Raw genomic sequence first — 23367 nt, forward strand, 5'->3', positions numbered from 1 at the left:
CACCATGGCGGACACGTTCAACTACCGCATCGACCACCACGGCAGCCTGGTCCGCCCGGTCGGCCTCGCCGCGACCGGCGTGGAGCAGGCGGTCCAGGACGCGGTGGCGTATCAGCGCAAACTGCGCTCCACCGTCGTCACCGACGGCGACTTCCCCCGGGAGGACTTTCGCGGCGCGGTCTTCGACGCGGTGTCGGGATTCCGCCGTACCGAGGAAACCGGTCCCGACGGCCTGGTCCGCTGGGTCGCCGAGTCCCTCCCGAAGGCGGGCGGCCCGCTGCTCGCGGACTGGGTGGCTCGCCTCGCCGCTCTGACGGTGATCGCCCCGAAGGCCGCGCTGCCCTCACCGGCGTATCTCGCGGCCACCACGTTCCAGCCGGGCCTCGGCGTGTCCTCGGCCCGGGAACTGGGCGAGGCACTGGCCGAGATCATCCGGGCGGAGATCGGGCTGCTGGTGTCGAAGGGCGTCCGGCTGATCCAGCTCAACAACCCGCTGCTGCTGGGCCAGTTGAACACCGACCCGGCCGACCCGGGCGCACTGTCCTTCGAGGACGCGCTGGCCGTGGACGCGTCGGCGGTACGGCTGGACGAACGCCCCGAGGGCGTCCGGATCGCCATGGCACCGGGCTGGGCGGCCCCGGCCGAACTGGACCGGTCCCGCGCCGAGCAGCTGTGCGCCGGCATCGGCGCCGACCGCTGGGTCCTGCCGTTCGACCAGGGCACGCCGGCCGAACTGGACCTGCTCAGGGCACTGCCGGAAGACCGCGACTTCTGCCTGGGAGTCGTCGACGCGACGGTGCCCGAACCGGAGGACGTCGACACCGTGATGTCCCGTATCGACGCGGCCGGCGAGTTCAAGGACCTGGAGGACGGGGCCGTATCACCGTCGAGGGGCTTCGCGGACGTGGCTTCGCGGCCCCTGCTGAGCGCGGAGGACCAGCGCAAGAAGCTCGTCCTGGTCGAGACGATCGCGCGGTACGTCTGGGGCAACGAGTTCTAGAACGCCCCTGCTTGTAGGGGCGCGGGGAACTGCGCGACCAGCCACAGATCACCCGCGCCCCAAGACGCACCCAAGCCCGGCAGACGCTAGAGCACCTCCGCAAAAGTAACCGTGCGCTCCTCCAGCAACGGCCACACCACCCCCATCACAACCTCCTTGAAGTGGTCGGCCGCCTTGTGCGCCTCGAAGCCGTTCCGATCGGTGTACCGCTCGTAGAGCAGGAACCCACCGGGCTCGCCCTCCACCGCGTGCACCTCGTACATCAGGTTCGCGGGCTCGGTGCGGGTGGCCGCCCGGGCCTTGAGCAGCGCGGCGTGCACCGCGGCCGCGTCGGCCGGTGCGCAGCGGTATCGGGCGACGACTGCGTATGCCATGTGACTTCTCCTCTTCTCCTCAGGACGTGTCCGGTTCGCCGATTCCAGCATGGATCATGCGACCGCCGACCCGCGCACGGCGCAATCTATGCCTGCCCTCACAGGGCTGGTGGACCCCCTCCCACATGGTGTGTTGTCGCATCCGGCCCGCACGGGCGACATCGCGGACGACAAAGGAAGTGATCTCCATGCGCACCCTGGAAACCCTCTTGGGCGGGGAGTGGGTGACGACCGGTGAATGGATCGACGTCCACGACCCCGCCGATGTCCGCGTCCCCCTCGCCCGCGTTCCCGCGCTGTCCGCCAAGGACGTCACCCGGGCCCACGACCACGCCGAGCGCGGCTTCGCCGGCTGGAAGCGCACCAGCCCCTTCGAACGGGCCCGCGTCCTCACCGAGGCGGCCCGGCTGATCCGGGAGCGCGTCGGTGCGATCGCCGCCGACGTCACCGCGGAGAACGGCAAGACCCGCGCCGAGGCGACCGGCGAGACCCTCAAGGCCGCCGACTTCCTGGACTACTACGCGGGCCTGGCCCGCCAGGGCTACGGCACCCTCCTGCACGACGTACGGCCGAACCACCGCACCCACACCCAGCGCGAGCCCATCGGCGTGATCCTCGTCATCAGCCCCTGGAACGACCCGCTGATCACCCCGGCCCGCAAACTCGCCCCGCTGCTCGCCGCCGGCAACGCGGCCGTGTTCAAGCCGGCGACCGAGACCCCGCTGTCGGGCCTGCACTTGGCCCGCGCCCTGCACGACGCGGGGCTGCCGCCCGGGGTGCTCAACGTGGTCACCGGCCGGACCGCCGAGATCGAGGAGGCGCTCCTCGACGACCCCCGGATCGCCGGCATCACCTTCACCGGTTCCAACGCCGTCGGCAACCGCATCCGGCGCCGCCTCGCCGACCGCAACGTCCGCTTCCAGGGCGAACTCGGCGGCAAGAACGCGTCGGTGGTGCTGCGCGACGCCGATCTGCCGTTCGCCGCCCAGGCCGTGGTCGCCGCCTCCTTCGGCCAGGCCGGGCAGCGCTGCACCGCCACCAGCCGGGTCGTCGTCGAGCGGCCGGTGTACGACGAGTTCGTCGCGCTGCTGGTCGCGGAGGTGGAGTCGCTGACGGTCGGCCCGGGCAGCGACCCGGCGACCACACTGTGCCCGCTGGCCGGCCCGCAGCAGCGGGATTCCGTCCTCGCCGATCTCGCCCGCGCACTCGACCAGGGCGCGACCGTGCTCACCGGGGGCGGGCCGGACACCGAACGGGCCCACGGCTGCTACGTACGCCCCACCGTCCTCGCCGGCGTCACCCCCGAGATGGCCGTCTGGCGCGAGGAGGTCTTCGGGCCCGTCCTCGCCGTCCGCGCGGTCGACGACTTCGACGCGGCCGTCGAGGCGGTCAACGACTCCGGCTTCGGCCTCGCCGCCGCCGTCTTCACCCGCGACCTATCCCACGCGTACCGCTTCGCCGACGAGGCCGAGTGCGGACAGGTCGCGGTCAACACGACGACCACCGGCTGGGACGTCCATCTCCCGTTCGGCGGCTTCCACGACTCCGGTACGGGCTACAAGGAACAGGGCGAGGAAGTCCTGAGGTTCTCCACGCGCGTCAAGACGGTGGCCGTCAACGTCGGTGCCCCGGAGCGGGCCGATGGCTGACGAGACGGTCGGCGTGGTCGGCGCCGGCATCGTGGGCCTCGCCACGGCCCGCGAGATCGCCCTGCGCCGCCCCGGCACCCGGGTCGTCGTCCTCGAGAAGGAGCAGGAGATCGCCCGACACCAGACCGGCCACAACTCCGGCGTGGTCCACGCGGGCATCTACTACCCACCGGGCAGCCTGAAAGCCGACCTGTGCGTGCGGGGCGTGTCCCTGCTGCGCGCTTACTGCCGGGACCGGCAGCTGCCGTACGACGAGATCGGCAAACTGGTCGTCGCCGTACGGGAGGACGAACTCGGCAGGATGCGGAACCTGTACGAGCGGGCCCGCAACAACCATGTGCCGGAGCTGCGGAAGCTCTCCCGGGAGGAGATCAAGGAACTGGAGCCGCACGTCGGCGGCATCGCGGCCCTGCACTCCCCGCGCACCGCGATCACCGACTACCCGGCGATCGCCCGTGCCTTCGCCAAGGACGTCGTCGACTCGGGAGGCGAGGTACGGCTGGGCTGTCCGGTCACCTCCCTCACCACCGTGCCGGGCGGGATCGAAGTCGCCTCGGCAGGAGAACGCGTACGCGTGGACCGGCTGATCCTCTGCGCCGGACTGCAGTCCGACACCGTCGCCGCGCTCGCCCGGGACCGGCCGGAACCCCGGATCATCCCGTTCCGCGGCGAGTACATGCTGCTCAGGCCGGACCGGACACATCTCGTACGCGGTCTCGTCTACCCGGTGCCGGATCCGCGCTACCCCTTCCTCGGCGTGCACTTCACCCCGCGCGTCGACGGCTCGGTGGAGGTCGGGCCCAACGCCGTCCTCGCCCTCGCCAAGGAGGGCTACCGGCGCGGCACGGTGTCACCGAGGGACCTGCTGGCCCTCGCCGCCTACCCCGGCGCCTGGCGGATGGCCCGCCGGCACTGGCGTACCGGCATCAAGGAGTACCGCGGCTCCTTCTCCACCGCCGCCTTCATGAAGGACGCCAGGAGGTACGTCCCGGAGGTCGGCGTCCATGACGTGGTGCGCGGCGGAGCCGGCGTACGCGCGCAGGCGCTGGACCGCGACGGCACTCTCGTCGACGACTTCCGCATCCACCGCGCCGGCCGGATCACCGCCGTACGCAACGCCCCCTCGCCGGCCGCCACGGCCTCCATGGCGATCGCCGAACACATCACCGCGGCCGTCTTCGACGGCTCCTGAACCGTGCGCCCCGGCAGCCGGAAGTGCGCTGTGAACAGGGCACTTACGTGCAACAACAGCTTGCGCTCCCGGCTCTGCGCAAGACCTCTCCGGCCGCCTAGCGTTCCTTCCGCACCACCCCGAGACCCCCTTCGAGAGAAAGAGTCCGCGCCATGTTCGTCGTCGACACGCAGATCCACATCTGGAAGGAAGAGACCCCCGACCGCCCCTGGGTGCCCGGCGCCCGCGAGCGGATCCGTCTCAACGGCCACCGCGAGGACCCCTTCTCCTACGAGGAGGCCCTGGAGCTGATGGACGAGGCCGGCGTGAACCGGGCGCTGATCCTGCCGCCGTCCTGGGAGGGCGACCGCATCGACTACGCCCTGGAGGCCTGCGAGGCCCACCCGGACCGCTTCGGCATCATGGCCCGCATCCCGCAGAACAAGCCCGCGGAGGGCAGGGCCATGCTCGCGGACTTCGCCCAGAACCCGCACGTCAAGGGCACCCGGCTGACCTTCCACCGGCCGCAGGACCGCAACTGGATGATCGACGGCACCAACGACTGGTACTGGCCGCTCGCCGAGGAACTGCGCATCCCGACCATGGTCCACGCCCCGATCTGGAAGCGCGAACTGGGCGAGATCGCCGCCAAGCACCCCGAGCTGAAGATCATCATCGACCACATGGGCATCATGGCCCGCTGCGTGGACGACGCCATCGGCTACTGGGTCCAGGAGACCGCCGACCTGCACGTCCACCCGAACATCTACGTCAAGGTGTCGGCGCTGCCGGGCTACTCCACGCAGCCCTTCCCGAACGGCAACATCCAGAAGTACGTGCGCGAGATGGTCGACAGGATGGGCCCGCAGCGCTGCTTCTACGGCACCGACATCACCCGGCTGCTCGGCCACGGCATCACCTACACCGACACGATCGAGCAGTTCACCAAACACTGGGACTTCACGCCCGAGGAGCTTGAATGGATCATGGGCCGCGGTATCTCCGAGGTCCTGAACTGGCCGATCGAGGGCTGAGGAAACACCGGCGATGACCAACACCCCACGGATCCACGGCGGCGACGCCGTCGTCTCCGCCTTCAACGCGGCGGGTGCCGACCATGTCTTCTGCTCCTCGGGATCCGAATGGGCCCCGGTGTGGGAGTCGCTCGCCCGCCGCCACCGCGACGGCGAACCCGCGCCGGGATACCTCGACTTGACCCATGAGACGGTCGCGGTCGGCATGGCCACCGGGTACGCGCTGATCGAGCGCCGTCCGCAGGGCGTGCTGCTGCACGCGGCGCCGGGCCTGCTCCAGGGCTCGATGGCCGTGCACGGCGCGCTGCTGGCCGGTGTGCCCATGGTGGTCGCCTCGTCGGAGTCGACGACGTACGGCGACGCCCCCGGGCACGACCCGGGCGGCCAGTGGTACCGGAACCTGTCGATCGTGGGCGGCCCGCACGGTGTCGCCCGGCCGTTCACCAAGTGGTCGACCGAGGCCGCCAGCGTGCACACCCTGCCCACCATGATCACCCGAGCGGCGGAACTGGCCTGGCGGGCCCCGGCCGGACCGGCGTACCTGAACATCCCCCTGGAGATCCTCCTGGAGGAGTGGGACGGCCGCGAGGCCAAGCCCGTCGTGCCACCCGGCTCCACGCACAGTTCGCCCGAAGAGGTCGACCCGGTCGCGCAGTTGATCCGCGAGGCGGTCAACCCCGTGATCGTCACGGAGACGGCGGGGCGTGAGGCGGGCGGCTTCGAGGCGCTGCTGGCCTTCGCGGAGGCCTGGCACATCCCGGTCGTCGAGCCCGACTCGGCGGTCTGCGGCAACTTCCCGCGCACCCACCCGCTGCACGCCGGCAGCGACATCGGCCCCTGGATGGACACGGCCGACCTGATCCTCCTCGTGAACTGCCGGGCGCCCTTCTACCCGCCCTCCCGCCGCCCCGCCAAGGCGAGGATCGTCGTCATCGACGAGGTCCCGCAGCGCCCGCACGTCGTCTACCAAGTGCTGTTCGCCGACACGTACTTGGAAGGAAACGTCACCAACACCCTGCGCCAGCTGGCCAAGCGGGCGAAGGACCTCGACGAGACGGCCGTCGCCGAGCGCCGCGCGGCCCAGCACACGCGGTACTCCGAGGAGACCGGCGCCCTCGCCCGGGCCGAGACCAAGGCCTGCGAGGACCCCGGTTCCCCGGGCGTCGACCCGGTGCTGGTCGCCGCCACCCTGCGGGGGCTGCTCGACGGCCACAGCGGCGTCGTCGTCGACGAGACCATCACCCACAGCCAGGCCGTCCGACGCCATCTGCGCACCGCCGAACCGGACTCCTACTTCTACGTCCAGGGCGGCCTCGGCCAGGGCATCGCGGTCGCCCTCGGCGTCAAACTCGCCGCCCCGGAACGGCCCGTGGTCCTCACCATCGGCGACGGCGCCTTCGCCTACAACCCGGTGATCCCCTCGTACGACGCCTCGAAGGCGTACGAACTGCCGCTGCTGATCGTGGTGTTCAACAACCGTGTCTACAAATCGATGAACCTCAACCACCGCCGCTTCTACCCGGACGGCGCCGCCGCCGAGACCGGCGAGTGGCTGGGCACCGATCTGCACCGGCTGCCCCGGCTCGCCGCGTTCGCCGAGCCGTTCGGCATGCACACCGAGACCGTCGACACCGCGGACGAGCTCGCGCCCGCCCTCCGACGGGCCCTCAAGTCCGTCGAAGAGGGCACCACCGCCGTGGTCGACGTCCTCGTCACCCGCTAGCCCAGGAGAGCCCACCACCATGCCCGACACCCCGACCAGGATCCTGGTGCCCGCCGACGATCTGCGTGCCTTCTCCGCCGCCCTCCTGGAGAAGGGCGGCCTGAGCGCCGAGCACGCCCGTACCACCGCCGACGTGTTCGTCTGGGCCGCGCGGCGCGGCGTCGACTCGCACGGCACCGCCCGCGTCCCCGCGTACCTGGACCTGCTCGCCAAGGGCGTCGCCAATGCGGCGCCGGAGATCAGGATCGAGTCGACGACCCCGGCCGCGGCCGTCCTCGACGCCGACCGCGCCCCCGGCCCGGTGGCCCTGACCGCGGCGGCCGACGAGGCGGTACGCCGGGCCCGCGCCACCGGTATCGCCTCGGTGGGCGTACGGCGCACGGTCCACACGGGCGCCATCGGCTACTACGTGTCCCGGATCGCCGAACAGGGCCTGGTCGGGCTCGCGTTCGTGGCCGGCATGCCCAACATGGGCTACACCGGCGTCAAGGGCGCGGCCGTCGCCACCAGCCCCCTCGCCATCGCCGTACCGGCCCGTGAACACGCCCCCCTCCTCCTCGACATGGCCACCGCCACGATCGCCCTCGGGAAGATCCGCCAGGCCAGGGCGACCGGCACCCCGCTGCCGGAGGGCGCGGCCGCGACGGAGGACGGCACGCCGACGACCGACCCGGAACAGGCGGTGATGCCCCTGCCGCTGGGCGGCGCGAAGGGCTCCGGCATGTCCCTCGCCTTCGAACTGCTGACCAGCGTCCTCGTCGGCGCACCGATCTTCACGTCCTTCCACACGGGCGACCGCACACACCGCCAGAACGCCCTGCTCATCGCCGTGGACCCGGCGGCCTTCGGCGCCCCGGAGGCTTTCGTCGCCGCGGTCGACGACACCCTGGCCACTCTCAAGCATCTGCCGGCCGCCGAGAACGCGGAGGGCGTGTTCTACCCGGGGGAGCGGAGCGCGACGGTGGCCGAGGAGCGGGGGGAGACAGGGATTCCGGTGGCACCGAAGGTGTGGCGCGAACTCACCGAGCATGCCGACAAGTTGGGCGTAACTGCGCCGAAGCTCGGCGGCTAGCTGTGCGAGCGACGGTTCGTCCGCGCCTCTTGGGGGCGCGGGGAACTGCGCGACCAGCCACAGACAACGGTCGGTCGCCCACACACAGCACACCCCGAGCTCTCAGGCGCCCGGCCCCTGTATCGCCCGCAGATGACGCGCGATGAGCGCATAGACCTCCCGCGCCCTCACCTCGTCCTTCCCGTCGTACCCGTGGTCCGCCCCCGCCACCTCGTGATGCTCGACCAGCGCGCCCACCGCCCCCAGCCGTGAGGCGTACCGCTCGCCCTCCGCCCTCAGGAGGTCGTACTCGGCGGTGATCACCAGTGCCGGGGCGATCCCCGTCAGGTCGGCCGTGTCCGACGGGTGCGCGGGGGAGACCAGGGGATCGGCACGCCTCTTCGGCTCCGGCACGTACGCCGTGTCGAACACCTCCGCCATCCAGGGCCGCAGCATCGGCCTGGCGACGGCGGCCTGTTTGTCCGCCGCGTTCGTCACCAGGTCCAGCGGCGGATAGTGCAGCACCTGGAGCGCGATCGAGGGGCCGCCCTCCGTCAGTGCCTGCCGGGCCACCGCCGCGGCGAGTCCGCCCCCCGCGCTCTGTCCGCCCACGGTCAGCCGGGAGCCGTCCCAGCCCTGCTCGGCGGCGTGCTCGGCGACCCAGCGGACCACCTCGTAGGCCTGCCGGGGCGGGGCCGGGAAGGGGTGCTGCGGGGCGACGACATAGTCGACGTTCACCACGACCACCCCGGCCTCGGCCGCGAGGCAGCGGCAGAGCGGGTCGTCGAGTTCGGTGAGCGACATGACGTACCCGCCGCCGTGGAAGTTGACGTGCACCGGGGGCGCGGGATCCGCGGAGGGAGGCAGATACACCGTGGCGCGGGCCGGGGCGACGGACGTCGGGACGGTCACCTGCCGTACTCTGCGCGGAACCTCCGGAAACCGGGCGTGGTAGGAGGCGTCGGAGCCCGGACCGCTCGGGCGCCTGCTCGCCAGGAGGGTGAGCCGCTGCAGGGTCTTCGCGCCGAGAGCGGCGATCGAAGGGCGGGCCAGGAGGGACATACGGCTCCGATCGGTGGTCGCTGAGCAGTAGTGTGCGTAAACCCACGCAGTAACTTACTTGAGTTACGCAACGATATGGTAAACTGGCCGGTATGTCCACAGAACCGCTGCCCGCCGTCCCTGCCGCCACCTCCGAGGTCATCGAGATCGAGCGTGCCCTGACGCGCATCACCTATCTGAGCACCCGGGCCCGGCAGCACGAGCGGCTGATGGCCCTCGCGGGCGTCCCGCTGGACCGTGCCGCGGTGGCCCTGCTACGCCAGGTCGCCGACTCCGAGCCGCTGCGTCCGGGGGAGCTCGCGCAGCGGCTCGGCGTCGAGGCGTCCCATGTGACGCGTACGGTGCAGCAGCTGCAGAGGTCGGGTTACGTCACCCGCGTCCCCGATCCCGACGATCGCCGCGCCCAGCGGATCGAGCTCACCGACGCCGGCCGGGAGGCCGTCCACCGCGTCCGGGACGCCGGGGCGCGCGGGATGCAGCTGGCGCTGGGCGAGTGGAAGCCCGAGGAGCTGCGCCAACTGGCCACGCTCTTCCACCGCATGGTCGACGACTTCCTGACGCACGCGGCCGAGGACGAGTCCGGCCAGGAGGCCGGCGAGACGGTGACCTCGGCCTGAGTCGCGGGCGGTCGTGTGCGGCGACGTCAACGCACCGCCCCCTCAAGCCTCTTGAAACTCAGCCCAACACGTCCAAACCATTGACGTGTCATTGCCACACGCTTACCTTCTGGTCGAAGTTCCGTACGTTGTTCGGGATTCCGAACGATATGGCCGCCGGAAGGGACTCCCGTGATCCGCACCCGCCCCTGGCTCGTGCTCGTCGTGGCGCTGCTCGCCGTACTCGCGTCCTTCGTGACCACGCAGCCCGCAGCGGCGGCCGACGGCCGCCCGTTCACCAACCCGGTCAAGGCGCAGAAAGGCGCCGACCCCTGGCTGGAGTACTACAACGGCAACTACTACCTGATCAGTACGACGTTCACCAACGAACTCCTGATGCGCAGGTCGCCCACGCTCGCGGGCCTGGCGACCGCGCCGAGCGTCCAGGTGTGGTCCGACACCATCGCGGGGCGCAACGCCAACATGTGGGCGCCGGAGTTCCACTACTTCGACGGCCACTGGTACCTGTACTACGTGGCCGGCCGGTCCGGCGCCGCCTGCTGCGACACCCAGCGGACCCATGTGCTGGAGAGCGCCGGCAGCGACCCCATGGGCCCGTACACCTACAAGAATGAGCTCACCGGCTCCAACCTCACCCCGGGCGGCTGGCTCATCGACCCGAGCGTGCTGACGTACGGCGGCAAGCCGTACCTGGTCGGCAGCGGCTTCGTCGGCGGCAGCGCGCAGAGCCTGGTCATCGCGCCGATGAGCAACCCGTACACGGTCAGCGGTGCCACCTTCACCGTCATCTCGCAGCCCACGCTGAGCTGGGAGACCTCCGGCGCCGCGGTCAACGAGGGCCCGGAACCGCTGTACCACAACGGCAGAACGTTCCTCACCTTCTCCGCGAGCTACTGCCAGACCGCCGACTACAAACTGGGCCTGCTCGAACTCACCGGCACCGACCCGCTCGACCCCGCCTCCTGGACCAAGTCGCCGTCCCCGGTCTTCCAGCGCAGTGACGCCAACGGCGTGTACGGCCCCGGCCACAACGGCTTCTTCAGCTCGCCGGACGGCACCGAGAACTGGATCGTCTACCACGCCAACAGCTCGGCGAGCGGCGGCTGCGGCAACGCCCGTACGACCCGGGCGCAGAAGTTCACCTGGAACGCCGACGGAACTCCCAACTTCGGCACACCCGTCGCGACGGGGACCACGCTGGCCGGGCCCGCCGGGGAGACGGCGACCACCCCGACCGCGTACACCCTGGTCAACCGCAACAGCGGCAAGTGCCTTGACGTGCAAGGCGGCAACACCGCCGACGGCACCAACGTGTTCCAGTGGACCTGCAACGGCGGTGCCAACCAGAAGTGGCGGGTGGAGGACCAGGGCGACGACACCAGCCGGCTCGTCAACGTCGCCACCGGCAAGGTCCTGGACACCGCCGACTGCTCCACCGCCGACGGTGCCGACCTGCGCCAGTGGTCCTGGCTGAACAACTCCTGCCAGAAGTTCCGGCTGATCTACACGGGCGGTGACCACGTCCGGATCGCCAACGCCAACAGCGGCAAGGTCGCCGATGTCGCGAACTGCGGGACCGCCGACGGCACCGACGTACGCCAGTGGACCTGGCTGGACAACAGCTGCCAGCAGTGGCGCCTCACTCCCACGACCTGACCCCCGCCAGCCGACACCGAGAGGAACCACCCGCACCGTGAGACGTATCGTCGGCCGGACGCTGACCGCCGTCCTCGCCGTCCTCGCCCTCGTCCTGACCGTCACCCCCGCGCACGCGGCCGTCCCCGCCTCTCCCGCCGTGACCTTCACCAACCCGATCGCCGAACAGCGGGCCGACCCGCAGATCTACAAGCACACCGACGGCTACTACTACTTCACCGCCACCGTCCCCGCGTACGACCGCATCGTGCTGCGCCGGGCCACCACCCTCCAGGGCCTTTCCACCGCCCCGGAGACCACCATCTGGACCAAGCACGCCAGCGGCGTCATGGGCGCCCACATCTGGGCGCCGGAGATCCACTACATCGACGGCAAGTGGTACGTGTACTTCGCCGCGGGCTCGACGAGTGACGTGTGGGCGATCCGGATGTACGTCCTGGAGACCGACGCCGCCAACCCGCTCACCGGGACCTGGACAGAGAAGGGCCAGATCACCACCACCTGGGAGAGCTTCTCGCTGGACGCCACGACCTTCGTCGTGAACGGCGTGCGCTATCTGGCCTGGGCGCAGCGCAACCCCGCCGAGGACAACAACACCAGCCTGTTCATCGCCAGGATGGCCAACCCCTGGACCATCAGCGGCACCCCGGTGGAGATCTCCCGGCCCACGCTCTCCTGGGAGACGATCGGCTACAAGGTCAACGAGGGTCCGGCCGTCATCCAGCACGGCGGCAAGGTCTTCCTGACCTACTCCGCCAGCGCCACCGACGCCAACTACTGCCTCGGCATGCTCACCGCGTCCGCCTCCGCGGACCTGCTCGACGCCGCCTCCTGGAGCAAGAGCCAGACGCCCGTCTTCAAGACCAACGCCTCGACCTCGCAGTACGGGCCCGGCCACAACTCGTTCACCGTCTCCGAGGACGGAAAGTCCGACATCCTCGTCTACCACGACCGCAGCTACAAGGACATCACCGGCGACCCGCTGAACGACCCCAACCGCCGCACCCGTCTGCAGAAGATCTACTGGAACGCGGACGGCACCCCGAACTTCGGCATCCCGGTCGCCGACGGCGTCACCCCGGTCCGCCTCTCCTCGTACAACTACCCGGACCGCTACATCCGCCACTACGACTTCCGCGCGAAGACCGAGGCGAACGTCACCAACCTCGCCGACTCCCAGTTCCGGATCGTCACCGGACTCGCCGGCACCGGCACGGTCTCCCTGGAGTCGGCGAACTACCCCGGCTACTACCTGCGCCACAAGAACTTCGAGGTGTGGGTGGAGAAGGACGACGGCACCGCCGGCTTCCGCAGCGACGCCTCCTTCTACCAGCGGGCGGGCCTCGCCGACCCGGCCGGGGTCTCCCTGGAGTCGTACAACTACCCGGGCCGGTACGTACGGCACTACGACAACCTCCTCTACGTCCGGACGATCAGCACCGCACTGGACCAGCAGGACGCCACCTACTACCTGGAGTAGGACCCGGTGAGGGAGACGGCCTGTACCGCCGGGTAATATCCGGCGGCAGGTCGTCAGAGGAGGCTTCGTGTCCCGGTCCGAACGTTCACCCCTGCTGCTGGCGGGGCTGCTGGCCGCCGCCGGGGTCGCGCACTTCGCGGCGCCGAAGTCGTTCGACGCCACGATCCCCGGGGCGCTCCCGGGGCCGCCGAGGGCGTGGACGTACGGGAGCGGGGCCGTGGAGCTGGCGCTGGCCGCGGGGATCGCCCTGCCGCGCACCCGCGCGGTGGCGGCACGCGCCGCCACCGCCTTCTTCGTCGGCGTGTTCCCGGCCAATGTGAAGATGGCCGTCGACTGGCAGAAGCGGCCCGAGCCGCTCAGGACCGCGGCGCTCGCCCGTCTGCCGCTCCAGATCCCCCTGGTGCTGTGGGCGCGTGGTGTCGCACGCAACGAGGAGGGCCGATAGATGGCGGGATCCATCGAGGTCGGAAGCAAGGTCGAGGACTTCGCACTGCCGGACGAGACCGGTACGACCCGCACGCTCACGGAGCTGCTCACCGACGGACCGGTGGTGCTGTTCTTCTACCCGGCCGCCCTGTCGCCGGGCTGCACCGCCGAGGCCTGCCACTTCCGGGACCTCGCCGCCGAGTTCGCGGCCGCCGGCGCCCGGCCCGTCGGGATCAGCGGGGACAGCGTCGAGCGCCAGCAGGAGTTCTCCGGGAAGCACGGGCTCGGCATGCCGCTGCTCTCCGACCCCGACGGCGCCGTCCGTGAGCGGTTCGGCGTCAAGCGCGGTATCGCGCTCGTCCCCACCAAGCGGGCCACCTTCGTCATCGCCCAGGACCGCACCGTCCTGGAGGTCGTCCGCAGCGAACTGCGCATGAACACCCACGCCGACCGGGCGCTGGCAGCGCTGCGGGACCACCAGGGCTGAAGGGACCGGTCCCCCGCCCGCGCGCTTGATGCTCCGGGACATAGGTCCCATCCTGGGGCGTATGGAGCGTGTCGCGGCGGCGGCGATCATTGATGCCCTCGGCAGGGTGACGGGGTGGAGCGAGGGCGCGCGGGTGCTCACCGGACGGACGGCCGAGGAGGTCGTGGGCCGGCCCGCCGCCGACCTCCTCGCCGACGAGGTCCCCGCGGCGGCGCTCGCCGCGTGCTCCGGGACCGTCACCCTGCGCCACGCCGACGGGCGCCGGATGGAGCTCGCCCTGACCGCCTGCCCGGTCCTCGGCCCCGACGGCGGGACCACCGGATACGTGCTCACCGCCGACCCGCCCTGGCAGGCCGACCCCACCCTGGCCGGACAGGCCTTCCAGCAGGCCTCCATGTCCATGTCGGTCTTCGACACCCGCCAGCACTACCTCCGCTCCAACGACGCGGCCTGCCATGTCATGGGCGTCCCCGAGGAAGCCCTGCTCGGCCGCTACTTCCCGGACACCGTCGAGGAGGCCCCGCACAGCGAGGGCTTCCTGCGCCATCTGCGCCAGGTCGTCGAGACCGGCCGGCCCGTCCGCTACGAGAGCTTCACCGGCGCCCCCGCCCTCAACCGGGACCACGCCTGGAGCATCGAGATGTGGCCCCTGCGCGACCCCGCCGGCGAACTGACCGCCGTCGCCCTCGCCGCCTTCGACAGCACCGACCAGTACCTGGCCAGGCTGCGGCTCGCCCTCCTCAACGAGGCCGCCACCTCCATCGGCACCACCCTCGACGTGGTGCGCACCGCCGAGGAACTCGTCGAACTCCTCGTCCCCAGGTACGCCGACTTCGCCAGCGTCGACCTCCTCGACTGGGTCCTCGGCACCGAGGAACTGCCCACCGTCCCGGAGGGCGACATCATGCTGCGCCGGGTCGCCCACGGCTCCGTGACCGACGGCACCCCCGAGGCCGCCGTACGGCTGGGGGAGACCGAGGTGCACCTGGCGGAGTCACCGCCGGCGCGGGCGCTGCGGGAAAGGCGGGCGGTGGTCAGCCAGGCCGGCGAGCCCGAGTTCCGCCGCTGGGTCGAGGAGCGCAACGCCCGTGCGCCCCAGGGCCGGGACCACCGCCGGGGCGTCCACTCCATGATCGCCGTACCCCTGCAGGCCCGGGGCACGCTGCTCGGTGTCGTCGTGGGCGTGCGGGTGCGCCACCCCGACGACTACGTCATCGACGACACCGTCTTCGCCGAGGAACTCGCCAGCCGCGCCGCCGTCTGTATCGACAACGCGCGCCGCTTCGCCCGTGAGCGCTCCACCGCCCTCGCCCTCCAGCACAGCCTGCTGCCCAGCGGCCTGCTGCGCGGCCAGGCCGCCGTCGAGGTCGCCCACCGCTATCTGCCCAGCGGATCGGTGGCCGGCATCGGCGGCGACTGGTTCGACGTGATCCCGCTCTCCGGCAGCCGGGTCGGCCTGGTCGTCGGCGACGTCGTCGGCCACGGCATCCGTTCCTCGGCCACCATGGGCCGGCTGCGGACGGCCGTACGCACCCTCGCGGACGTGGACCTGCCCCCCGACGAGCTCCTCACCCACCTCGACGACCTGGTGACCCACCTCGCGGCGGACGGCCCCGCCGAGGAGGTCGCCGAACTGGGCGCCACCTGCCTGTACGCCGTCTACGACCCCGTCTCGCGGCACCTCTCGCTCGCCGCCGCCGGACACCCGGCCCCCGCCCTCGTACTGCCCGGCTGCTGCGCCGAGCTGATCCCCATGACCGCGGGGCCGCCGCTCGGCGTCGGCGGACTGCCCTTCGAGGCGACGGAGCTCCACCTGCCCGAGGGAGCCGTCGTCGCCCTCTACACGGACGGCCTGATCGGGGACCGGGACCGGGACGTCGACCGCGCCACCGAGGAGATGTGCCGTGTGCTGAGCGCGCCCGCCGCCTCCCTGGAGGACCTCAGCGACAACGTGCTCAAGGCCGTCATGCCGGAACAGCCCTCCGACGACGTCGCCCTGCTCCTGGCCCGCACCCGCGCCCTCGGCGCCGACCGTGTCGCCACCTGGGACGTGCCGCCCGACCCGGCCCAGGTGGCCCGCTTCCGGCAGGCGGCCACCGAGCGACTCACCGACTGGGGGCTCGACGAGGCCGTGTTCGTCACCGAACTCGTCGTCAGCGAACTCGTCACCAACGCCATCCGCTACGGCGAACCGCCCATCCAGCTACGGCTGATCCGCGACCGGGCCCTCATCTGCGAGGTCTCCGACGGCAGTTCGACCTCACCCCATCTGCGCCGCGCGCACGCCTACGACGAGGGCGGCCGCGGTCTGCTCCTCGTCGCCCAGCTCACCCAGCGCTGGGGCAGCCGGCAGACGGGCAGCGGCAAGACCATCTGGGCCGAACAGCCGCTGCCCGAAGGCCCGTTGCCGGTCATCCGGAGGTGACCGGGCTACTCGAAGTCACAGCCGGGGTTCGGCACCGACTCGGAGTACGGCGAGCCGTGCGGGAGGACGTACAGCACGTCGAGGACCAGGTCGGTGGCACCGAGGTTGGCGCCCAGGTGCACATCGCTCGGCCCGCCCGACTCGTACACCGTGCCGCCCTTGCGGTACACGCCGTCCTCCTTGCAGTCGGCGTGGAAGTGGCTGAGGGTGCCCTTCTGGACGTACCCGTAGACCGGGCCGTCGTGGTAGTGCCAGCCGGTGGTCTGGCCCGGCGGGACGGTGATCTCCCGCAGGACGTAGTCCGTGTCCCCGATGGTGGTGGTGCTGATCAGCCTGCCCGTCACGCCGGGCCCGGCGGGGGTGGCGTACGCGGTGCCACAGGTCAGCAGGGTGCCGACGGCCACCGCCCCTGTCAGGGCGGTACGGAGCGCGGTGCGCATGTGAGTGCCTCCTGAGCGGACGATCGAGTGCCGTCGCGAACATAGGCCGCCGCGAGACGAGTTGGGGCCGGAACGGTCCAATCCGTGCGCAGTCCGCACCGCCAGGACGCGCCTCGGTCAACTCGCCGTCCGTCTCCGGACCACCCCGCCGGGATTCCGGACCACTCCGCCGGGAAACCCTGCGCCCAGGTACCCGGGCGGAGTCCTTCTTCACCAGCAGCCAGACGTCCTCGCCGTCGCTGCCCCGGAAGCGGGTCAGGGCGTAGTCCCGCGCAGCTTTGCACCGTGCAGCCGGAAGGTCGCGTGCCCGCGCTCCAGCGACTCGGCGAAGCCGACCGGCCGTCCCCCCGCGGTCATGGCTGAGGGGCTCGTACCAGCCGCGGTCCCGGACGAGCACCGTGCCACCGCCGTACTCGCCCCTCGGGATCACGCCCTCGAAGTCCTCGTACGCCGGTGGACGGTCCTCGGTGGGCACGGCCGGCCGCTTGTCCCCGGGGTCGGCCGACGGGCCCTTGGGCACCGACCAGGACCTCAGGACGTCGCCGACCTGCAACCGGAAGCCGACGTGCGTCCGGCGCGCGTCATGGATCCGGACCACGAACCGGGGCCCGTCCCCGGCCGGCGCCGCCCGCCCCGCCGGCTCCCGGGTCCGCCCGAAGTCCCGCTTGCCCCGGTAGGCGCGCAGCCGCTCGTCGTCAGCCACCGGCGGCTTCTCCCGTACGGCGGTCCCGGGGCCCCGGCTCTCAGCCCGCGGCCTGCTGTCCGATCCCGTCCAGTTCGGTGACCGCGTCCTCGGGCAGCACCAGGGAGGCGGCCGCGATGTTCTCCCGCAGGTGCTCCGGCGAGGAGGTGCCCGGGATCAGCGCGATGTTCGGGGAGCGCTGCAGCAGCCAGGCCAGCGCCACCTGCTGCGCCGAGGCACCGAGCCGCTCGGCGACCTTGGTCAGCGTCTCGGACTGCAGCGGGCTGAAGCCGCCCAGCGGGAAGTACGGCACGAAGGCGATGTTCTCCGCCGCGGTCCGCTCGACCAGCGCGTCGTCCTGCCGGTTCGCCAGGTTGTACAGGTTCTGCACGGTGACCACGGGCGCGATCGCCTGCGCCTCCGCCAGCTGCCCCGGGGAGACCGCGCTGAGCCCCAGATGCCGGATCAGCCCCGCCTCGCGCAGCGCGGCCAGCGCCCCGAACTGGTCGGCGAACGGTTCCTCGTTCGGCGCGTCCACATCACCGAGCCGCAGATTCACCACGTCCAGGGTCTCCACGCCGAGGTTCCGCAGGTTGTCGTACACCTGCGCCTTCAGGTCCTCGGGGTTGCGCATCATGACCCAGTTGCCGGCGGCGTCGCGACGGGCGCCCACCTTGGTGACGATGTGCAGGTCCTCCGGGTACGGGTGCAGGGCCTCCCTGATGATCTCGTTGACGACCACCGGTCCGTAGAAGTCGGCGGTGTCGATATGGGTGATGCCCGCCGCCACCGCGGCGCGCAGCACCGCGACGGCCCGGGCACGGTCCTTCGGCGGGCCGAAGACATGCGGTCCTGCCAGCTGCATGGCGCCGTAGCCGACGCGGGTCAGGGTCAGGCCGTCGGCCGGGGTCAGGGTGCCGGCGAGCTGTGCGGTCATGATGGTGTGCCTCTCGGAAGGTCCCGGGGCCACCGGTACGGTCCGGTGTCCCCTCCTCGTAATCCACCCTGCGGCGGCCGGACGGGGCGTGGCTAAGTCCCGGTGTTCCTGGGAGCGGCAGGACCAGGCACCGCGCAGGGCCGGCCCGTAGGGTTGGGGGCGTGGACGGTTCGAACGCGCTCGGTGAGTTCCTGCGTGCCCGCAGGGCACTGGTACGGCCCGAGGACGTGGGGCTGCCCGGCGGGGGGCTGCGCCGGGTGCCGGGGCTGCGCCGCGAGGAGGTCGCGATGCTCGCCGGCATCAGTTCCGACTACTACCTGAGGCTGGAGCAGGGCCGCGACCGCAACCCCTCCGTCCAGGTGCTGGAAGCCCTCGCGCGGGTGCTCGGCCTGGACCCCGACGCCACCACGTACCTGGTCGCCCTGACCCAGGACCGCCCCGCCGACGTACGGCACGCCCGGCGGACCCGGGAGCCGCACCGGCCCGAGCAGGTGCCCGCCGGCATCCTCCAGCTGCTCCACGGCTGGACCCGGAACCCCGCCTACATCCAGAACCGGTACACCGACTGCCTGGCCGTCAACGCGCTGGCCACGGCCCTCTCCCCGAACTACAGGATCGGCGTCAACCTGATGCGGGCCGTCTTCCTCGACCCGGCCGAGCGGGAGCTGCGCCGCGACTGGGAGGACCTCACCGAGGAGGGCGTGGCCACCCTGCGCGCCTACGCCGGACCCGACAGCGACGACCCGAGACTGCGCGACCTGGTCGGCGACCTCTCGGTGCGCAGCGAGCGCTTCCGCACCCTGTGGGCCCGGCACGAGGTACGGCCCCGGCGCGGCCGGATGAACCACCTCACCCACCCGCTGGTCGGCGACCTGGACGTACGCTCGAACAAGCTGTCCATGGACGGCACCGACGGGCTCACCCTCGTCGTCTTCCACGCCGAACCCGGCAGCCGCGACGCCGAACTGCTGGACATCCTCGGGAGCCTCACCGCGACCGGCACCGAGACCGAGCGGGAGGCTCCCCGGGAGCGCTTGGAGGAGTAGGCGGCGCTCAGAACTCCTCGTGGCTGTCCGGGTCGCCCCCCAGCCGCTGGTGGGCACGCTCGGAGAGCACCGCCATCTGGGCGGCGCCCAGCCGGAAACCGAAGACGTCCAGGTTCGCGCGCTGCCGCCCCGCGTCCGCCGACTTCGGGATGACGACGGCACCGAGCTGGACGTGCCAGCGCAGGACCACCTGCGCGGGCGTCACCCCGAGCGCCTCCGCCACGCTCACCACGGCCGGGTCGCGCAGCAGCCCGCCGTCCCGGCCCAGCGGGCTCCAGCTCTCGGTGACGATGCCCTTGTGGGCGTGGAAGGCGCGCAGCTCCTCCTGCGGGAACAGCGGATGCAGCTCCACCTGGTTCACGGACGGCAGCACCCCCGTCTCCTTCTCCAGCCGCGCCAGGTGCTCCTCGGTGAAGTTGGAGACGCCGATCGACCGCACGAGCCCCTCCGCGCGCAGCTTGATCATCGCCTTCCACGAGTCGACGTACTTGCCGACCCGCGGGTTGGGCCAGTGGATCAGATACAGGTCCACGTACTCCAGGCCCAGCCGCTGCCGGGACTCCTCGAAGGAGGCGAGGGTCTCCTCGTAGCCGTGGTGGCGGCCCGGCAGCTTGGTCGTCACCACCACCTCGTCACGGGGGACACCGCTGCTCGCGACACCCCGGCCGACCCCGGTCTCGTTGCGGTAGTTCACCGCGGTGTCCACGAGCCGGTAACCCGCCTCCAGCGCGTGGCGAACGGCCTGCTCGGCCTGTGTGTCGTCCATCGGCCAGGTGCCCAGGCCGACGGCGGGAATCGTCGTGTCGTCGTTGAGCATGTACACCGGAATGCTGGTCACGGTGGGACCTTCCCTCGACTGTGTGCTTCCCCCACCCTCAGGGACGGGGCGAGTGGTGATCAAGCGGAGCGGGCGGCGGCGGCCGGGGTGCGGCTATTCGTCCGCGACGGCCGTGACCAGCCGGGACAGCGCCGCCGGGTCCGGCACGTCGGCCAGCTGGGCGACGACCTCGCCGTTCGCGAACTCGCGCTGGGCGGGCGTCAGTTCGGGGTCGACGGCGGCCTCGGCCTGGACGTGGACATAGTTCAGCGCGGTCGCCAGGAGCATGGCGAAGGACCCCGGGCCGCGGACCGTGGCCGGGCCGCCCGCCTGCCGGTAGGCGCGGATCAGGCGCCGGGCGGCCTCCGCGTCCACGTCGTTGCCGCCCGCCCAGACGAACAGCGCCCGCGCCAACTCCCGTTCCGCGGAGGCGGGTCCGGCGTTGTCCCAGTCGAGCAGCACCGGTCCGGCCGCGCCGACCAGGACGTTCTGGGGTTGCAGATCGAGGTGCGACGTCACCCGGTCGCCCGCGTCGGACGGGGTCACCCAGCGGCCCAGCTCCACCGCCGACGTGCCGATGAACCGGCCCAGCGCGTCCGCCCAGGGCAGGCCGGCCCCGGTCACCTTCTCGTGCAGTTCCTTCCAGTCGCCGTCGCTCGGACACCGCTCGTACCACGCGGCCGGTGCCTCCGTCGCGCCCGCGCCCGCCCGGTGCAGGAGGCCCATGGTCCGGCCGAACCAGTCCAGGATCTCCGGGTCGGTGAGGTCCGCACGAGTGCCCTCGATCCAGTCGTACAGCTTTACGTGGGTCTCACCGGTGGCGGTCGGGACGGCGGTGAGATGGGTGCCGTGGCGGTTGGTGTGGAGGCGCGGCGAGGCGATGCCGAGACGCTCGCAGGCGAGCCGTAACGCGGCCTCCTGCTCGACGCCGGCCTCGTCACCGCCGAAGAGGAGTTGCTTGACCGCCCAGGAGCAACCGCTGCCGGACAGCTTCCAGATCTGCCCCAACGCGCCACGGGCGACGGGCACCAGCGTGCGGGGGCCGGGACCGAGCCCGTAGGCCTCGGCGATGAGGTCGGCCGTGTCGTGCATGGGTCACTCCTCGGCTGAAGGTCCACTGCCCTGTGATCATCACGCGGCCGACGCGTTTCGCAACGTCTTTTACGGAGCGCGCCGGGCTGTCACGATCTTCGGGGAAGCGGTACCGGCGAGCATCGGAGCGCGTATGACGACGGAAAGCAGCACGGGGAACCAGACGGTCGCGGTGAAGCCCGTCGCCGGGTACATCGGCGCCGAGATCACCGGGGTCGACCTCACCGAGGACCTCGACGACTCGGTGGTCGCCGTCGTCCGGGAGGCCGTGCTGCGCTGGAAGGTCGTGTTCTTCCGGGGGCAGCGGCTGGACCACGCCGGGCATGTGGCCTTCGCCCGCCGGTTCGGCGAGCCGGTCGTCCTGGGGCGGCGCGGCAGCGCCTCACCCGCGGACTTCCCCGAGGTGGAGACCACCGCCGACCGGCTGGAGCTGGGCGGGCGGTTCGGGATGGAGCACGAGGAGTGGCTCCAGCGCCGTCGGCACACGCTGCTGCGAGGCTGGCACTGCGACCACGGCGCCCGGGTCGACCCGCCGACCGCCACCATCCTGCGCGCCGAGACCGTCCCGCCGTACGGCGGTGACACCACCTGGTCCAATCTCGCCGCCGCCTACGCAGGGCTCTCCGCGCCCGTGCGCGCCTTCGTCGACGGACTGCGCGCCGAGCACCGGCTCGGCGTCGGTTACCAGTCCCGCCCCGGCGACGACTCCTACCTGCGTAATCTGCTGGACCATCAGGTGGCCTCGGTGCACCCGCTGGTGCGCGTCCACCCGGAGACCGGTGAGCGGGTGCTGTACGTGAACGGCTACTACGTCGAGCAGATCGCCGACGTCTCCCGGCCGGAGAGCGCCGCTCTCCTCGAGATGCTTCTCGAACAGGCCGTACGGCCCGAGTACACGGTCCGCTTCCGCTGGGAGCCCGGCAGCGTCGCCTTCTGGGACAACCGGGCCACCATCCATCTGGCGCCCGGTGACAACGCCCATCTCGGCTTCCCCCGGGTCATGCACCGGGTGATGCTGCACGGCGAGGTGCCGGTCGGCGTGGACGGCAGGCCGTCGGAGCCGGTCACCGGCACGGAGGCGGGCCGCTGGTGACCCAGGCCCTCAGACGGCGGCGGCCGGGTGCCAACCCAGCGCGGGGCCGAGGTGGGCCGCCATGTCCGTGAGGATCTGGACGTAGTCCTCGTGCTCGAACGTGAACGGCAGCGCGAAGGCCACCTCGTCGATCTCGCGGAACGCGGCGTGCGCGTGCAGCTGTTCCGCGAGCTCGGCCGAGGTGCCCACCAGGTCCGGTGCGAACAGCAGCCGCGCCGGACCCTGCGGGGCCGTGGTGCGGGGCAGCCGCTTGGCCGCGTACGCCTCGTACTTGGCGCGCTGCTCGGGCGTGGCGGAGTCGGTGGGGATGACGACCAGTCCCTGCGAGACCCGGGCCGCGTCGCCGTCCGGGTGGTGGGCGCGGAACTCGCGGATGTGGGAGAGCTGGATCTCCGCGAAGTCGGTCGAGCCGTCCGGGTCCTCGGCCTTGACGACGCTGCTGGTCAGGAAGTTCATGCCGTGCTCGCCCGCCCAGCGTGCCGAGCCGAGACTGCCGCCGCCGTACCAGAGCCGCCGGCCGAGGCCGGGGGAGTGCGGCTGCACCACATCGGAGAACACCTCGAAGCCCTCCACCCCGCTGAAGTCGGTGGCCGGCTTGCCCCGCACGAAGTCCAGCAGCCGCCGCACCCGCTCGTAGCTGAAGTCCTCGCTGTCGGCCGTGTCCGGGTAGAGGGCCTCCCTGACCTGCTCGTAGTGCATGGGCGGGCCCACGCTCACGCCGGGGTTGAGGCGGCCGCCGGACAGGATGTCGACGGTCGCCAGGTCCTCCGCGAGCCGCAGCGGGTTCTCCCAGCCCAGCGGGATCACCGCGGTGCCCAGTTCGATCCGGCCGGTGCGCTGCGAGGCCGCCGCCAGTACGGCGACCGGGGACGAGATGCCGTACTGGAGGTGCCGGTGGCGCAGCCACGCGCTGTCGAAGCCGAGCCGCTCCCCGAGCTCGATGATCTCCAGCGTGGACTCGTGGCCCTTGCCCGGATCCGCCCCGTCGAACAGGCCGATGGTCAGAAAGCCCAGTCTGCGCAGCGGGCGGGGGGTGGACGGCACGGGTCCTCCAGCGGTCGTACGTCAGTTCTGCCCCGATTGTGGCACCCGAACATTGCGGGAG

Annotated in this window: 21 protein-coding genes and 1 pseudogene; 14 read left to right on the forward strand and 8 right to left on the reverse strand. The window is 71.6% G+C overall.

Going from position 1 to position 23367, the window contains the following annotated elements:
* Positions 1–4: 4 nt before the first annotated feature.
* The gene (locus AB0D85_RS43045) at positions 5–1000 is read left to right on the forward strand and encodes a methionine synthase II (cobalamin-independent)-like protein (RefSeq protein WP_362333598.1); all 996 of its coding nucleotides are present in this window, start codon (positions 5–7) and stop codon (positions 998–1000) included.
* An 86-nt stretch (positions 1001–1086) separates the two neighbouring features.
* Here the strand turns inward: AB0D85_RS43045 and AB0D85_RS43050 are convergent, their stop codons facing one another.
* A complete protein-coding gene (locus tag AB0D85_RS43050) occupies positions 1087–1374 on the reverse strand; it encodes an antibiotic biosynthesis monooxygenase (RefSeq protein WP_362333601.1) in 288 nt (95 codons plus the stop codon).
* 188 nt (positions 1375–1562) lie between these two features.
* Here AB0D85_RS43050 and AB0D85_RS43055 point away from each other — a divergent pair, with 188 nt between their 5' ends.
* From AB0D85_RS43055 to AB0D85_RS43075, 5 genes are all read left to right on the forward strand, one after another.
* Positions 1563–3023: an aldehyde dehydrogenase family protein gene (locus AB0D85_RS43055; protein WP_362333604.1), complete on the forward strand. Its 1461-nt coding sequence runs from the start codon at positions 1563–1565 to the stop codon at positions 3021–3023.
* Positions 3016–4215 (forward strand): L-2-hydroxyglutarate oxidase, encoded by a 1200-nt coding sequence (gene lhgO, locus AB0D85_RS43060; protein ID WP_362333607.1) that lies wholly within the window; start codon positions 3016–3018, stop codon positions 4213–4215. Before AB0D85_RS43055 ends, lhgO begins: the two co-directional genes overlap by 8 nt.
* 152 nt (positions 4216–4367) lie before the next feature.
* A complete protein-coding gene (locus tag AB0D85_RS43065; RefSeq protein ID WP_362333610.1) occupies positions 4368–5228 on the forward strand; it encodes an amidohydrolase family protein in 861 nt (286 codons plus the stop codon).
* A 13-nt stretch (positions 5229–5241) separates the two neighbouring features.
* Positions 5242–6951, forward strand: coding sequence for a thiamine pyrophosphate-dependent enzyme (locus AB0D85_RS43070; protein ID WP_362333613.1), 1710 nt, complete (start codon positions 5242–5244; stop codon positions 6949–6951).
* A gap of 19 nt (positions 6952–6970) precedes the next feature.
* Positions 6971–8023: an Ldh family oxidoreductase gene (locus tag AB0D85_RS43075; protein WP_362333616.1), complete on the forward strand. Its 1053-nt coding sequence runs from the start codon at positions 6971–6973 to the stop codon at positions 8021–8023.
* 102 nt (positions 8024–8125) lie between these two features.
* Here AB0D85_RS43075 and AB0D85_RS43080 read toward each other — a convergent pair whose 3' ends face one another.
* A complete protein-coding gene (locus AB0D85_RS43080) occupies positions 8126–9064 on the reverse strand; it encodes an alpha/beta hydrolase fold domain-containing protein (RefSeq protein WP_362333619.1) in 939 nt (312 codons plus the stop codon).
* A 92-nt stretch (positions 9065–9156) separates the two neighbouring features.
* Between AB0D85_RS43080 and AB0D85_RS43085 the strand changes: the two genes are divergently transcribed.
* From AB0D85_RS43085 to AB0D85_RS43110, 6 genes are all read left to right on the forward strand, one after another.
* Positions 9157–9681: a MarR family transcriptional regulator gene (locus AB0D85_RS43085; protein ID WP_362333622.1), complete on the forward strand. Its 525-nt coding sequence runs from the start codon at positions 9157–9159 to the stop codon at positions 9679–9681.
* A gap of 171 nt (positions 9682–9852) precedes the next feature.
* Positions 9853–11337 (forward strand): family 43 glycosylhydrolase, encoded by a 1485-nt coding sequence (locus AB0D85_RS43090; protein WP_362333625.1) that lies wholly within the window; start codon positions 9853–9855, stop codon positions 11335–11337.
* A gap of 37 nt (positions 11338–11374) precedes the next feature.
* Positions 11375–12817 (forward strand): family 43 glycosylhydrolase, encoded by a 1443-nt coding sequence (locus AB0D85_RS43095; protein ID WP_362333628.1) that lies wholly within the window; start codon positions 11375–11377, stop codon positions 12815–12817.
* Between the two features lie 67 nt (positions 12818–12884).
* Positions 12885–13262, forward strand: a complete 378-nt coding sequence (locus tag AB0D85_RS43100) for a hypothetical protein (protein ID WP_362333631.1) — start codon at positions 12885–12887, stop codon at positions 13260–13262.
* Positions 13263–13730 carry a redoxin domain-containing protein gene (locus AB0D85_RS43105; protein ID WP_362333634.1) on the forward strand — a complete coding sequence of 156 codons (468 nt, stop codon included), beginning with the start codon at positions 13263–13265 and terminating at the stop codon, positions 13728–13730.
* Between the two features lie 61 nt (positions 13731–13791).
* Entirely contained in the window at positions 13792–16155 is a 2364-nt protein-coding gene (locus AB0D85_RS43110; protein ID WP_362333637.1) for a SpoIIE family protein phosphatase, read from the forward strand.
* 5 nt (positions 16156–16160) lie between these two features.
* Here AB0D85_RS43110 and AB0D85_RS43115 read toward each other — a convergent pair whose 3' ends face one another.
* The 3 genes and pseudogenes from AB0D85_RS43115 to AB0D85_RS43125 form a co-directional block, all read right to left on the reverse strand.
* Positions 16161–16595, reverse strand: coding sequence for a cupin domain-containing protein (locus tag AB0D85_RS43115; protein ID WP_362333640.1), 435 nt, complete (start codon positions 16593–16595; stop codon positions 16161–16163).
* A 208-nt stretch (positions 16596–16803) separates the two neighbouring features.
* Positions 16804–17298: pseudogene (locus AB0D85_RS43120) on the reverse strand (DNA polymerase ligase N-terminal domain-containing protein); the annotation flags it as partial.
* A 40-nt stretch (positions 17299–17338) separates the two neighbouring features.
* Complete coding sequence (locus AB0D85_RS43125) at positions 17339–18214, reverse strand: oxidoreductase (protein ID WP_362333643.1); 876 nt, start codon at positions 18212–18214, stop codon at positions 17339–17341.
* A gap of 161 nt (positions 18215–18375) precedes the next feature.
* On the opposite strand from AB0D85_RS43125, the gene AB0D85_RS43130 reads away from it, so the two are divergent.
* Positions 18376–19260 (forward strand): helix-turn-helix transcriptional regulator, encoded by an 885-nt coding sequence (locus AB0D85_RS43130; protein ID WP_362333646.1) that lies wholly within the window; start codon positions 18376–18378, stop codon positions 19258–19260.
* Positions 19261–19267: 7 nt separating this feature from the next.
* On the opposite strand, the gene AB0D85_RS43135 is transcribed toward AB0D85_RS43130, so the two are convergent.
* Entirely contained in the window at positions 19268–20098 is an 831-nt protein-coding gene (locus AB0D85_RS43135) for an aldo/keto reductase (protein WP_362333649.1), read from the reverse strand.
* Between the two features lie 93 nt (positions 20099–20191).
* Complete coding sequence (locus tag AB0D85_RS43140; RefSeq protein WP_362333652.1) at positions 20192–21169, reverse strand: phosphotransferase; 978 nt, start codon at positions 21167–21169, stop codon at positions 20192–20194.
* A 133-nt stretch (positions 21170–21302) separates the two neighbouring features.
* On the opposite strand from AB0D85_RS43140, the gene AB0D85_RS43145 reads away from it, so the two are divergent.
* Entirely contained in the window at positions 21303–22262 is a 960-nt protein-coding gene (locus AB0D85_RS43145) for a TauD/TfdA family dioxygenase (RefSeq protein ID WP_362333655.1), read from the forward strand.
* Positions 22263–22271: 9 nt separating this feature from the next.
* Here the strand turns inward: AB0D85_RS43145 and AB0D85_RS43150 are convergent, their stop codons facing one another.
* Positions 22272–23306, reverse strand: coding sequence for an LLM class flavin-dependent oxidoreductase (locus AB0D85_RS43150; RefSeq protein WP_362333658.1), 1035 nt, complete (start codon positions 23304–23306; stop codon positions 22272–22274).
* Positions 23307–23367: the final 61 nt, after the last annotated feature.

It is taken from the genome of Streptomyces sp. NPDC048277 (assembly GCF_040652235.1).
GTDB lineage: Bacteria > Actinomycetota > Actinomycetes > Streptomycetales > Streptomycetaceae > Streptomyces.

What these genes read in the sequence shown, in the direction of transcription:
- AB0D85_RS43070 (WP_362333613.1), top strand. Translation starts at nt 5,242, where the DNA reads ATGACCAACACCCCACGGATCCACGGCGGCGACGCCGTCGTCTCCGCC.
- AB0D85_RS43125 (WP_362333643.1), bottom strand. Translation starts at nt 18,214, where the DNA reads ATGACCGCACAGCTCGCCGGCACCCTGACCCCGGCCGACGGCCTGACC.
- AB0D85_RS43140 (WP_362333652.1), bottom strand. Translation starts at nt 21,169, where the DNA reads ATGCACGACACGGCCGACCTCATCGCCGAGGCCTACGGGCTCGGTCCC.
- AB0D85_RS43075 (WP_362333616.1), top strand. Translation starts at nt 6,971, where the DNA reads ATGCCCGACACCCCGACCAGGATCCTGGTGCCCGCCGACGATCTGCGT.
- AB0D85_RS43145 (WP_362333655.1), top strand. Translation starts at nt 21,303, where the DNA reads ATGACGACGGAAAGCAGCACGGGGAACCAGACGGTCGCGGTGAAGCCC.
- AB0D85_RS43085 (WP_362333622.1), top strand. Translation starts at nt 9,157, where the DNA reads ATGTCCACAGAACCGCTGCCCGCCGTCCCTGCCGCCACCTCCGAGGTC.
- AB0D85_RS43080 (WP_362333619.1), bottom strand. Translation starts at nt 9,064, where the DNA reads ATGTCCCTCCTGGCCCGCCCTTCGATCGCCGCTCTCGGCGCGAAGACC.
- AB0D85_RS43045 (WP_362333598.1), top strand. Translation starts at nt 5, where the DNA reads ATGGCGGACACGTTCAACTACCGCATCGACCACCACGGCAGCCTGGTC.
- lhgO (WP_362333607.1), top strand. Translation starts at nt 3,016, where the DNA reads ATGGCTGACGAGACGGTCGGCGTGGTCGGCGCCGGCATCGTGGGCCTC.
- AB0D85_RS43105 (WP_362333634.1), top strand. Translation starts at nt 13,263, where the DNA reads ATGGCGGGATCCATCGAGGTCGGAAGCAAGGTCGAGGACTTCGCACTG.
- AB0D85_RS43050 (WP_362333601.1), bottom strand. Translation starts at nt 1,374, where the DNA reads ATGGCATACGCAGTCGTCGCCCGATACCGCTGCGCACCGGCCGACGCG.
- AB0D85_RS43115 (WP_362333640.1), bottom strand. Translation starts at nt 16,595, where the DNA reads ATGCGCACCGCGCTCCGTACCGCCCTGACAGGGGCGGTGGCCGTCGGC.
- AB0D85_RS43065 (WP_362333610.1), top strand. Translation starts at nt 4,368, where the DNA reads ATGTTCGTCGTCGACACGCAGATCCACATCTGGAAGGAAGAGACCCCC.
- AB0D85_RS43110 (WP_362333637.1), top strand. Translation starts at nt 13,792, where the DNA reads ATGGAGCGTGTCGCGGCGGCGGCGATCATTGATGCCCTCGGCAGGGTG.
- AB0D85_RS43055 (WP_362333604.1), top strand. Translation starts at nt 1,563, where the DNA reads ATGCGCACCCTGGAAACCCTCTTGGGCGGGGAGTGGGTGACGACCGGT.